The sequence below is a fragment of the Pauljensenia sp. UMB3104 genome (genome assembly GCF_030217285.1).
Taxonomy (GTDB): Bacteria; Actinomycetota; Actinomycetes; order Actinomycetales; family Actinomycetaceae; genus Pauljensenia.
In genome coordinates, this window is record NZ_JASONN010000025.1 from 21,824 (window position 1) to 33,789 (window position 11,966).

Here is an 11,966-nt window from a genome sequence, read left to right on the forward strand (position 1 = left end):
CATCATCAACAAACGTGCAGGTCAGAGGGCATTTCAGAAAAAGAGTTGCGAATTAGACGCACATTTTTTCCGCGCCCCCTGCACGTTTGCCCCAAGCGACGAACACCCCAAAAATCGACTACCGAAACCCGCTGTGACCTGGTAAAACTATGTTCAGCGGGCGCAAGCCTGCCGCCTGTTCCAGGCTTCGGTCGGGGATCCTGTGTGCCCCCGGATCCTCGATCGAATATGCTGCGGGACCCATCCTTTGGATGGGTCCCGCAGTCCTTTATGTTGCAGTGTCGCACCGCTGAGGAACGATGCGGCCTCCTCAGTGTCGCACCGCTGAGAAACGATGCAGCCTTCTCAGTGTCGTGCCGATCAGAAACGATGCATGCTACCGCTGGGAGACGATCGTCCCTTCGATGACGTCGTGTGCCTTCGAACGCGGCGGCGCCGGAAGCTCCGAGCGCGCCGACGTCTGGGCGGCCGCGAGCGCGGCAAGAGCGCGCACAGGGCTCCACACGGTGAGGGAGCCACCGGAGCCATTCGCACGCCGTGACGTGCGATCCCACGGCCGCTCACCACGCCGTATCGGCATGACCTGACCATCCGCGGACGCAGCAAACACTCGATTACGCCTGGCTTCAGCGGCCGTGACCGCATCGCGCAGGGCGTCCCGTTCCTCTTCCAGGGCCTCGACGCGGCGCTCGAGCTCGAGGATGCGTCGGATTCCTGCGAGGTTGATGCCCTCCTCCTGGCTCATCCGCTGCACGTCGCGCAGGCGCTGCACGTCGCGCTTCGTATAGCGGCGACCCCGCCCCTTGGTACGGGCGGGGATCACCAGGCCGAGTCGGTCGTACTGGCGCAGGGTCTGCGGATGCATGCCCGCCAGCTCGGCCGCAACCGAGATGACGAACGTAATCGCGTCGTCCGTTCCAGTGCTCGCCATCGCTTACTCCTCCGAGGCCTCGGCGAGGGAGGCGCGCACGTCGAGGTCGCCCTCGGCCGCCGCCAGCTCCTTCGCGAGCTTCTTGAGCTCGCGGCTCGGCTTCTCGGGGACGCGGATGGCCACGCGAGCGATCAGGTCGCCCGTCGCCTTGGAGGTCTTGACGCCCCCTCCGCGCACGCGGATCTCAGTACCCGAGGAGGACCCTGCGGGCACCTTGACCGTGGCCGTGTTGCCATCGATCATGGGCACGTCGACGACGGCGCCGAGGATGGCCTCGGAGACGGTCACCGGCAGTGTCACCACCAGGTCGTTTCCTTCGCGCGAGTACACCGGGTGCGGCTTGACGGTCACGGCGACCTCGAGGTCGCCAGTGGGACCGCCGTGCGTGCCGGGCTTGCCGTGGCCCTTGACGCGCACCTTCTGGCCGTCCTTGATGCCCGCGGGGATGCGGACCTTGATCGGAGAGCCGCCGACCTTGATGGTCAGCGTCGCGCCGTTGAGGGCCTGACGGAAGGAGATGGCCAGCTTCGCGCGCACCGTGCCGCCCTTTTCGGGGGTCGGTGCCTCCTGCTGGGCGTGAGCGCCAGCGCCGAAGGGCGAGCCGTAGGGGTCGCCCCCGAAGCGCGCGCCCGCACCGCCGCCACCGCCGAAGAGGCCGGAGAGGATGTCCTCAAAGCCAGCCCCGCCGCCGGGCATGCCGGAGGTCTGGAAGCGCACGTTGTGGCCGCCGCCCCCAAAACCGCCGCCGCCGAAGCCGCCGAAGAGATCTTCGAAGCCACCGGCGCCGCCGGATCCGGCGGAGAATCGAGCTCCACCGCCGGCCATCGCGCGAATCGCGTCGTAGCGCTTGCGATCCTCATCGTTGGACAGGACCGCATATGCCTCGCCAATTTCCTTGAACTTGGCTTCGGCCGCCTTGTCGCCCGGGTTCTGATCCGGGTGCCACTGCCGCGCCAGCTTGCGGTAGGCCTTCGTAATGGCCTTCTTATCCGCTTTCTTATCGACTCCCAGGACCTTGTAGAAGTCCTTCGAGAACCATTCTTGTTCACTCACGCGCGTTTCACCTCACTTTCAGTCACGAGCGTGTTGTCGCTGTTATTCAGGGTTATTCACCAGCACCTTCGCGGCGCGCACCACGCGGTCTCCGCGGCGGTAGCCACTGGTGAGAACCTGCCCGATGACGGGATGGTCAACGTCCGCGCTGGTCGTCGCCATCAGGGCGTCGTGCAGGGCCGGATCGAAATCGTCACCCTCGGCGCCGTAGCGCTCCAGCTCGAAGCGCGTCTTGAGCGTCTCCTCGAGCTTCGTGGCGATCGACGCGAAGGGACCGTCCTCCAGGTCGCCGTGCGCACGGGCTGCCGCGATGTCGTCGAGAACGCTGATCAGCGACTCGATAACCTCGTCCTGGCCGGCGGTCTTGTGACCGGGAATAGCCTCCTTGGAGCGACGCACGTAGTTGGCGTACTCCTGGCCCTGGTTGTACAGCTCCGCGTTGGCGCGGGCCAGCTGATCCTCGACGGCCGCGATGCGCTCGAGGGCCTTGGCGAGGTCAGAGTCCTCAATCTGATCCTCGAAGGCACTCATGTCGTCGGCCGAAGCCTCGGACGAGGCCTGGGCTGCGTCACCCGCACCGGGTGCGGCGTCGTTGTTCTCGGCCGCCTGGCCGGCCGGGGCCGACTCGACAGAGTCGGCCCCGGCGACGTTGGCGTCTTCGTTGGGCGCCGAGAAACCGTTGGTTTCCTCGGTGCTCACTTGTCGTCCTCGTCAACGATCTCGGCGTCCACGACATCGTCCTGGGCAGGAGCGGACTGCGCGGCGGCCTCGTCGGCCTGCTGCTTGGCGTAGATCTCCTGGCCAATCTTCATGCCGGACTCGGACAGGGTCGCCATCGCGGTCTTCACAGCCTCGATGTCGTCACCCTTGAGGGCTTCCTTGACGGCGTCGACATCCTTCTGGACGGCCTCGCGGGTCTCCTCGGAGATCTTGTCGGCCTCGTCCTTAAGCAGCTTCTCCGTCGAGTAGACGGCCTGCTCAGCCTGGTTGCGGACGTCGGCCTCTTCGCGGCGCTTCTTGTCCTCGGCGGCGTGCTCCTCGGCCTCGCGCACCATGCGGTCGATGTCCTCCTTGGGCAGGGAGGAACCGCCGGTGATCGTCACCGACTGCTCCTTGCCGGTGCCGCGGTCCTTCGCGGAGACGTGAACGATACCGTTCGCGTCGATGTCGAAGGTGACCTCGATCTGCGGCACGCCACGGGGAGCCGGGGCGATACCGGACAGCTCGAAGGTGCCGAGCAGCTTGTTGTCACGGGCGAACTCACGCTCGCCCTGGTAGACCTGGATGAGCACGGAGGGCTGGCCGTCCTCGGCGGTGGAGAAGATCTCCGAGGCCTTGGTCGGGATCGCGGTGTTGCGATCGATGAGCTTCGTCATGACGCCACCCTTGGTCTCGATACCGAGCGACAGGGGGGTCACGTCGATGAGCAGGACGTCCTTACGGTCACCCTGGATGACGCCGGCCTGCAGGGCAGCGCCCACGGCGACGACCTCATCGGGGTTGACGCCCTTGTTGGGCTCGCGACCGCCGGTCAGCTCCTTGACAACCTCGGTGACGGCGGGCATACGGGTGGAACCACCAACGAGAACGACGTGGTCGATCTCGGAGACGGTCACGCCGGCCTCGGCCATGACGTCACGGAAGGGCTTCTTGGTGCGCTCGAGCAGGTCCGCAGTCAGTTCCTCGAACTTGGCGCGCGTGAGGGTCTCATCCAGGTGGATGGGGCCATCGGCGGTCATGGACAGGTACTGCAGCGAGATGTTCGTGGAGGTCGCGGAGGACAGCTCCTTCTTCGCCTGCTCGGCAGCTTCCTTCAGGCGCTGGAGAGCGACCGCGTCCTTGGACAGGTCAGCGCCAGTCTTGGCCTTGACCTGGTCGATCAGCCAGTTGACGATGCGCTGATCCCAGTCGTCGCCGCCCAGGTGGTTGTCACCGGAGGTGGCGCGCACCTGAATGGTGGAGAAGCCGTCATCATCCTTGCCCACCTCGAGGAGGGACACGTCGAACGTGCCGCCACCGAGGTCGAAGACCAGGATGAGCTCGTCTTCCTTGCCCTTTTCGAGGCCATAGGCCAGGGCCGCGGCGGTGGGCTCGTTGACAATGCGCTCGACCTTGAGGCCGGCGATCTGTCCGGCGTCCTTGGTGGCCTGACGCTGCGCGTCGTTGAAGTAGGCGGGAACCGTAATGACGGCCTCGGTGACGGGCTCACCCAGGTAGGCCTCGGCGTCCCTCTTCAGCTTCTGGAGGATACGCGCGGAGATTTCCTGCGCGGTGTACTTCTTGCCGTCGATCTCCGTGGTCCAGTCGGTGCCCATGTGGCGCTTGACGGAGGAGATGGTGCGGTCAACGTTGGTGACCGCCTGACGCTTGGCGATCTCGCCAACCAGGACCTCGCCGGTCTTGGAGAAGGCGACGACCGAGGGGGTCGTACGAGCGCCTTCAGCGTTCGGGATGATGGTGGGCTCGCCGCCTTCGAGGACGGCGATAGCGGAGTTGGTGGTGCCGAGGTCGATACCGACTGCACGTGCCATGGTTGTTGTCCTTTCATTCGCTAGGCCATCTCCACTGCCGGAGCGGCTTGCGTTGGTCTGTGTGGTCTATGTGGTGCCGGGAAGCTCCCGACACATCCTTGAGTCTGATGTACTCAACTTTAGGAGCCGGGTTTTTATTCCGCAACCCGTAGCTCTCAAACCTGAGTCTGATGTACTCAACTTTGGAGGCTTGGATTTTATTCCCTCACCGAAACCTCCTCAGTACGAGCCACTCAAAACTTGAGTCTGATGTACTCAACTATCTTTTCAGACTTTTATTCCATCCCGACATGACAAGCCCAAACATGGCTCATTGATGCGGAAACATGCACAGCGTCAGCCATTCGTAAGCCAAGCGAAAGTCTGTCGTAAGTTTTTACAAAACTCGAAAGTGGCGCACTACACCCCACCTCTGGCAAACTAGAAACGCTCTCAACGACTGAGAGCCCCGTCAATCAATGGAGACTTGATGCGCATCACGAAACGACTGGCTGGCAGCCTCCTCGCCGGCCTACTGACACTAGGAATGGCAGGTCCCGCTTTGGCCGACACGCCAGCAGCCGACGGCGCCCAGTCGGGCACCACCGCCCCCCAGACCACCTACGACGCACGCTACGCGATCCCCGCGGCCGTGCCCGCCTCCGGCGAGGCGAAGGTCGCGCAGTGGCAGGACATGAAGTACGCCATGTTCATCCACTGGGGCGTCTACTCCTCCTACGCAGGCTGGTACAAGGGCCAGAAGCAGGAAGTCGGCTACCCCGAGCAGATCAAGGCATGGGGTCACCAGCAGACCTGGGATCAGCGAATCCCGCTGCAGGGCATCCCCCGCGAGGAGTACCTGGCCACCGCCCAGACCTTCGAGGCCCCCAACTTCGACGCGACCGCGTGGTGCCAGCAGGCTAAGGACAGCGGCATGAAGATGCTGCTCATCACCTCCAAGCACCACGACGGCTTCGCCATGTGGGACACGGCCACGACCGACTACAACTTCACGAAGCAGTCACCCTCGCACCGAGACCCGATCTACGAACTCTCGCAGGCCTGCCAGAAGGTCGGCATCAAGTTCGGCCTCTACTTCTCCAACATCGACTGGGAGAAGCAGCCCGAAAACCCGTGGATGAACAACAACACCCTGGACGAAGAGGGCTACATGGACTACATCCATGCTCAGCTCAAGGAACTCCTCGGCGGCAAGTACGGCGAGATCACCGAGCTCTGGTACGACATGGGTAAGCCCAACAAAGAGCAGTCCGACCAGCTGCGTACATGGGCGCACGAGCTCCAGCCGAACATCATGATCAACTCGCGCGTCGGCAACGACCGCGCAGACTTCGAGGTCGGCTGGGACAACGAGATGCAGTCCGAGCAGACCCAGGGCCCCTGGGAGTCGGCCGTCTCGATCTTCCACAAGTCGTGGGGCTACGCCAACTGGGACGACGCCGCTGCCACCTACAAGGACACCGGCTACCCGGACTACACCGAGGAAGACTGGGACCACATCCAGCAGGTCGACAACACGACGGCCCTGCGTAAGGCCCCCGGCGGCGCCCACATCAAGACCACCGAGATCGTGGGCAACATGTTCTCGACCGTGGCCCTGGGCGGTCAGTTCCTCTTCAACGTCGGCCCGAAGTTCGACGGCTCCTACGACCCGTGGGACGCCTCGGTCCTGAAGGGCGTCGGCGACTGGAACCGCGCACACCCCGGAATTCTCAACAACTCGCGCCCGACTCACTACCCCATCGAGACCTGGGGTAAGACCATGGTCGATGACTCCCACATCTACCTGGGCATCGAGAAGTGGCCGGCCGACGGCACGGTGACGCTGCGCGGCGCCGGCGCCAACGACATCGCCTCGGTGAAGCTCGACGGCTCCGACGCGGCTCTGACCTACAAGGTCGAGGGCAACGACCTCGTCATCACCCTGCCCGCACAGCCCGACGAGATCCTCCCCGTCGTCACGGTCACCACGAACGGCACGCCCAACTACGTGCCCACCGGCCTGACCACCATCGGCGAGCAGGCGACCACGATCCCCGCTACCAGCCTCGAAAAGTTCAAGGCCCCCACCCCCAAGACCGGCGAGACCAGCTTCACGGCGTCCATCACCTCCGGCGACAAGGTCGCCTCGGGCGTGACCGTCTCCTTCGACACCGAAGGTTTCACGGACTCCTACGCGAAGTACAAGGTCACCGTCGCAGGCCAGACAATCAAGAACCTGACCGTCGCTGACCTGAAGGCGGGCGTCGGACCCTTCACGATCGGCCCGAACCAGACCGCTCGCGCCACCCTCGAGTACGACAACCCGGCGTACGTCCTGAAGGGCTTCGGCAAGAACACGACCGTCAAGTCGGTCACCGTGAAGGCGGAGAAGTTCTCGACTCCCGCGCTCTCCGTCGAGCCGTCGACCGTCGAGGCCGGCAAGACCGTCACCGTGAAGGGCACCGGCTTCGCGCCCGAGTCGACCGTGACTCTCACGCTGCACTCTGAGCCCGTCGAGGTCGGTACGGCCACCACGGACGAGACCGGTGCGTTCACCTCCGAGGTGACGGTCCCCGCCGCCACCGAGGCCGGAGACCACACGGTCGTCGCCGAGTCCACCTCGCCGGTCGTCTCCGCGACCGCACCGCTGACGGTCACCGCGCCTCCCGCACCTGCCGCGGACCCGAGCGCCGCTCCGAGCGCCCAGCCCTCCGCAGCCCCCTCCCCCGCCCCCGAACAGGGCGGCAAGGGCGGCCTGGCCCGCACCGGCACCAACGCGCTGCTCTTCGCGGCAGCCGCGCTGATCGCCGCGGGAGCAGGCACGGCGTTCATCCGCCGCTCGCGCCTGGCCAAGGCCTAAGCACCGCGTGGGCTTAACCACCACAGATTGGGGCTGGGCGTACCTGACGGTACGCCCCGCCCCCACTTACACTTAGGGGATGCGCTGCGACCACTTTGACGCCGGGACCTGCCGGTCCTGCTCCCTCCTCCCCCAGCCCTACGAGCGTCAGCTCGCCGGCAAGGTCGAGGCCGTCGCAGCCACCCTCTCCCCCGTCCCAGGAGCCGACGAAATCGCCTGGCTGGCCCCGGCCTCGTCCCCGGAGGAGGGATTTCGCACGAGCGCGAAGCTCGTCGTCGGAGGAACCCGCCGCCGCCCGACCCTGGGCATCCTCGGGCCCGACCGGCGCGGCGTCGACCTGCCCGGATGCCCCATCCAACACCCCGCCATCAACCGCGCGACGCCCGGCCTCAAGCGCTTCATCCGTTCCCTGAACCTGACGCCCTACGACGTTCCCACCAAGCGCGGGGAACTCAAGAACATCCTCATCACCGTGGGCGACGGCCAGCGGCTCATGATCCGCTTCGTTCTGCGCACGCGCGACCGCGTCTCCGACATCCGCTCGGCGCTGCCGCTGCTGCGCGACCTCGTGCCGACCGCCCACGTCGTCACCGCGAACATCCACCCCACGCACGAGGCGATCGTCGAGGGCCCCGACGAGATCATCCTGACGCGGGCACGCACGCTGCCGCTGTCCGTGGAGGGCCTCGAGCTGGGGCCACGCTCCTTCGCGCAGACCAACGCATCCGTCGCCTCCGCCCTCTACGAGCAGGCCGCGCTGTGGGCCTCGCGCCCCTTCGCCGACGGGCGACTTCCCGAGAGCCTGTGGGACCTGTACTGCGGCGTCGGCGGCTTCGCCCTCGCTGCCGCGCGCGCCGAATTCCCGCGCGTCACCGGCGTTGAGGTGTCGTCTGGGGCAATCTCGTCGGCGATCAGCGCCGCACGCCACGCAGGCCTGTCGCGGTCAGCTGCATCCTTTATCGCAGACGACGCGACCTCGTGGGCGCGCACCCAGTCGCCCGAGGACGTACCCGACGTCATCGTCGTGAACCCGCCGCGTCGAGGCATCGGCGCCGACCTGGCCGCCTACCTCAACGAGTGCGACGCGCCCCGCGTCATCTACTCCTCCTGCAACCCCGCGTCGCTCGCGAAGGACCTGGCGGCCATGCCCTCCCTGCGCCCCATCGAGGGCCGCATCTTCGACATGTTCCCGCACACGACCCACGCCGAGGTCGCCCTCCTCCTCGAGCGCGCGTAGGCCGGGCGGCACACCCCGGCCTCGCACTAGACCAGGTGCGACGCCAGCACGGCGAAGGCCCCTCGCATTCGGCCAAAGTCACTCTCATCTATCGCTCATCACCGGCGGTCACACATCCCGTATATCAGCCAATCACGCTGGTTCACTGCCCCGTGCCGTTACAATTGGACCTAACGTTAGGAGAAACATGACCGTCGAACTCATCACCGCCGCCACACCCGAAATCCACGAGGCCATGGGGCGCCTGATCCCCCAGCTGTCCCGCTCCGCCGCCCCCATGAGTGAGGCCGACGTGCAGCGCTTCCTCTCCCAGTCCGGCGTGCACCTCTTCGTGTTCCGCTCCGACGCAGCTGACGCCGAAGGCAACCACCCGATCCTCGGCATGCTGTCGCTGGCAACCTTCGAGATCCCCACGGGCGTGCGCGCGTGGGTCGAGGACGTCGTCGTCGACGAGGCCGCCCGCGGCCAGGGTGCCGGCCAGGCCCTCGTCGTCGCCGCGATTGAGCACGCCCAGAAGATCGGCGCGCGCACCGTCGACCTCACCTCGCGCCCCTCGCGCGAGGCCGCGAACCGCCTCTACCAGCGCGCCGGCTTCCAGCTGCGCGAGACCAACGTGTACCGCGTGACGCTCGAGAAGAAGTGAGCGCGCGGCGCTTGCACTGCTCACGGCCTTCGTGTCGTTTGCCGTGATTGCGTTGCTTGTTGCTGCTTGCGTCCCGAGCATTCATTATGTTGCCGCCCGCCCCCGCATGATGCGTGGGCGGGCGGCAACACAGCAAACGCCAACATATACACAGAGAGCAACATCAATCCCAGGGAAATGCGCCCCAAACTAAGGAATATCATCTAAACTATGCACAAATAGCTCTTTCCGTCAGCCCCCAGAACCACATGAGCAAAGGAGCTCAGATGCCAGAATGCGAAAAAATCAAATCAGTCAGCGATTTGATTCAGATCCTAAAAGACAAAAAAATTCGCTTCCGCAATAGTGAAGCATGGTATCGGGGCCAATCAGACGCAGAATGGGGTCTCGAACCTGGGATACATCGGGGAATTAACGGCGACAAAAATGAGTGCGATATTCTAATTCAATTTCAACAGCACGCGGCTGGTAAGGTAACACAGATTCAACTGGATAAGTGGGGATGGCTAACACTGGCACAACACCACACACTCCCAACTCGCCTTCTTGATTGGTCGACACAACCGTTAATTCCACTCTATTTCGCATGCCAAGACGCTTTATATCCGACCAAGATGGACGAAGAAACAACTCCAGATGGCGCCCTATTCATAATCGATCCAAAAGAGCTGAATCAAATTGCTAACCAGGAGTTACCACCAGGCGAACAAAGAACGGAATTCTACCCGCGGCTACTACAAGCATCCGACAAGACATTAGATTCATACTATCCGCACCAACAATCAGAACCACCCTATCGACAAATCCCGATCGCTGTTCGCGCACCAATGCTGTTTGAACGAATTGTTTTCCAGTCAGGAACATTTACCGTACATCCCAATCCAGCAGCAGCAGGTGCCGAAAACCTCAACTTAAACACAATTGCCGAAAAGCTTCTCATTCCTGGAGAATATAAGCAGGAGATTCTTGAGGAGCTTGGGCTTCTGGGAATTTCTGAGTTTGCAATCTACAGAGACTTGGACCGCGCAGCCAAACACATATCAGGAGACGCAAAATGACAATCAAAACCGATCGACTTGACGGATTTAAAGTGTCGGACTTCTATCGCCTTAAAGACGAGTTCAATCTCCACCCGGTGTACCAAAGAGACAATAACGTCTGGACAAATAGACAGAAAACTGTATTCATTGACTCAATCATCAACGGCTATTTAATTCCAAGTATATTCATAGAGTCAGTACCTCGTCCCGGCACCAAACGACGGGAACACTGGTCCGTCCTTGACGGCCAACAGCGCCTGACTGCGATTCTCGAATTTGCCGATGACAAGATTAAACTTTCAGATGACTTCATTTTCTTCGCCGACCGAAGCATAAAAATGAACGGAATGAAACTATCCGAGATACGTAACACGTACCCACTAATCGCAAGAAAGTTTGACACCTTTATTATCCCAACAATCGTTGTCGAAGCCGAAACGACCGACGAGATTGAAGAAATGTTCGAGCGACTCAACTCCTCAACAAGCCTAAACGCAGCAGAGGCGCGTAACGCCATTGGTGGCCCTATGCGAGATCTCAGTAACGAACTCGCTACACACGAATTTTTTGAACGTAAGTGCCCAATCAAGAACTTTAGATATAAGTATCGCGAGCTTGCAACAAAGTTTATTACTATCGAACTACAACTCAAACACAAAGGCACACTGCAAGATCTCAAGGCAGGCACGCTTAAAAAGGTTTTCAAGCAAAGCAAAGAAGGAAAAGAGCCATACACTGCTACCTATCTCTCAGAAGCAACACAAGCCGCACATTCGACACTCGATAAAATGACCGAATGTTTTGATGATGAAGATCGCCTTCTCGGCTCTATTGGCTCCTTGGTTGTCTACTATCTCTGTTTCCGCGAAGCTGATTACGATTACTCGCGAGACACCATTGAACGTTTTGAAATTCTCAGGACAGAACAACGACGAATCGACAAAGAAGACGTATTGACCACCGACACACCCGAGTCGGTCTATTTGCGTAAATACAATGAACGCGTACAGTCTTCAAACGATGGCATTCCTTTAACTCAACGATCTCTTATTCTTAAGGCATATCTCCTAAATCCTGACGGACCTTGGGCACGTGACCTTAATTTAGAGTAGGCGAACATGAACACCTATCTACATTCATAATCTTCTATCAAACATCACGTGTGATACACGTTCATTTCGAAATTTATATCAATGATGATCCATAGTTGACTCAAATGTTGAGACTTGCGATACCTTAATAAACAAGAGATCGTAGGCGATAATCTAAGTATTCCTGCACATCTTGCAGCAGTTCGTCAGCACTTTTCAGTGCCGAGGGAAGGGCCTCCGCCCACGCCCTTCCGGGATGCAATGTGTCCCACTGTGGTCTAGCGCCCTTCGCACGTCCGCGCCCGGGTGCATGATTTCCGAATCCATCAATGCGCGCATTCCACACCGGCTGGTGCCTACGAATCATCGCTGATTCTCCCAAGGCGATCCATACGTCCTCCATCACAAGCCAACGTGCAGAGAAGTCTTCGATATTCAGGTTTATCGCTGCCTCAATACTCTTCCTATGGTCTTTGAGACGCTTCGTCAGCGCTGTCGTCTGCGTTGCAAGCTCAATTCCTGGTCAAGTCCTGTGGAGTGGTGTAATCGTTTTGTGTCCTTCGGGGTGGGTTATGCGCTGAGTTGGAGTGTGGGTTCC

General features: G+C 61.6%; 10 protein-coding genes. 5 read left to right on the plus strand and 5 right to left on the minus strand.

All coding sequences use genetic code 11. The features are described 5' to 3' along the window. Positions 1–376 precede the first annotated feature (376 nt). From QP415_RS09510 to dnaK, 4 genes are read right to left on the minus strand one after another with little or no spacing between them, the layout of a single operon-like run. A complete protein-coding gene (locus QP415_RS09510) occupies positions 377–931 on the minus strand; it encodes a heat shock protein transcriptional repressor HspR (protein WP_016460434.1) in 555 nt (184 codons plus the stop codon). 3 nt (positions 932–934) lie between these two features. Next, positions 935–1,984, minus strand: a complete 1,050-nt coding sequence (locus tag QP415_RS09515; RefSeq protein WP_285099826.1) for a J domain-containing protein — start codon at positions 1,982–1,984, stop codon at positions 935–937. A gap of 42 nt (positions 1,985–2,026) precedes the next feature. Then, on the minus strand, positions 2,027–2,683 hold the full coding sequence (locus QP415_RS09520) for a nucleotide exchange factor GrpE (RefSeq protein ID WP_048675005.1): 657 nt from the start codon (positions 2,681–2,683) through the stop codon (positions 2,027–2,029). Next, positions 2,680–4,515 (minus strand): molecular chaperone DnaK, encoded by a 1,836-nt coding sequence (gene dnaK / locus QP415_RS09525; RefSeq protein WP_016460437.1) that lies wholly within the window; start codon positions 4,513–4,515, stop codon positions 2,680–2,682. The genes QP415_RS09520 and dnaK overlap by 4 nt, the downstream gene beginning before the upstream one ends. Positions 4,516–4,984: 469 nt before the next feature. Between dnaK and QP415_RS09530 the strand changes: the two genes are divergently transcribed. The 5 genes from QP415_RS09530 to QP415_RS09550 all read left to right on the plus strand — a co-directional run bounded on the left by QP415_RS09530 (position 4,985) and on the right by QP415_RS09550 (position 11,389). Continuing rightward, a complete protein-coding gene (locus QP415_RS09530; protein ID WP_285099827.1) occupies positions 4,985–7,357 on the plus strand; it encodes an alpha-L-fucosidase in 2,373 nt (790 codons plus the stop codon). A gap of 79 nt (positions 7,358–7,436) precedes the next feature. Then, positions 7,437–8,594, plus strand: a complete 1,158-nt coding sequence (locus QP415_RS09535; protein ID WP_285099828.1) for a methyltransferase — start codon at positions 7,437–7,439, stop codon at positions 8,592–8,594. 187 nt (positions 8,595–8,781) lie between these two features. Next, entirely contained in the window at positions 8,782–9,237 is a 456-nt protein-coding gene (locus QP415_RS09540) for a GNAT family N-acetyltransferase (RefSeq protein WP_285099829.1), read from the plus strand. Between the two features lie 266 nt (positions 9,238–9,503). Further along, positions 9,504–10,295, plus strand: coding sequence for an FRG domain-containing protein (locus QP415_RS09545; RefSeq protein WP_016460441.1), 792 nt, complete (start codon positions 9,504–9,506; stop codon positions 10,293–10,295). Beyond that, positions 10,292–11,389, plus strand: coding sequence for a DUF262 domain-containing protein (locus tag QP415_RS09550; RefSeq protein ID WP_285099831.1), 1,098 nt, complete (start codon positions 10,292–10,294; stop codon positions 11,387–11,389). The genes QP415_RS09545 and QP415_RS09550 overlap by 4 nt, the downstream gene beginning before the upstream one ends. Positions 11,390–11,513: 124 nt before the next feature. Here the strand turns inward: QP415_RS09550 and QP415_RS09555 are convergent, their stop codons facing one another. Next, entirely contained in the window at positions 11,514–11,885 is a 372-nt protein-coding gene (locus tag QP415_RS09555) for an Eco29kI family restriction endonuclease (protein WP_285099832.1), read from the minus strand. Positions 11,886–11,966 lie beyond the last annotated feature (81 nt).

Excerpts from the sequence above, each read along its gene's own strand:
- QP415_RS09535 (WP_285099828.1), top strand. The coding sequence starts at position 7,437 with ATGCGCTGCGACCACTTTGACGCCGGGACCTGCCGGTCCTGCTCCCTC.
- QP415_RS09550 (WP_285099831.1), top strand. The coding sequence starts at position 10,292 with ATGACAATCAAAACCGATCGACTTGACGGATTTAAAGTGTCGGACTTC.
- QP415_RS09545 (WP_016460441.1), top strand. The coding sequence starts at position 9,504 with ATGCCAGAATGCGAAAAAATCAAATCAGTCAGCGATTTGATTCAGATC.
- QP415_RS09540 (WP_285099829.1), top strand. The coding sequence starts at position 8,782 with ATGACCGTCGAACTCATCACCGCCGCCACACCCGAAATCCACGAGGCC.
- dnaK (WP_016460437.1), bottom strand. The coding sequence starts at position 4,515 with ATGGCACGTGCAGTCGGTATCGACCTCGGCACCACCAACTCCGCTATC.
- QP415_RS09510 (WP_016460434.1), bottom strand. The coding sequence starts at position 931 with ATGGCGAGCACTGGAACGGACGACGCGATTACGTTCGTCATCTCGGTT.
- QP415_RS09530 (WP_285099827.1), top strand. The coding sequence starts at position 4,985 with ATGCGCATCACGAAACGACTGGCTGGCAGCCTCCTCGCCGGCCTACTG.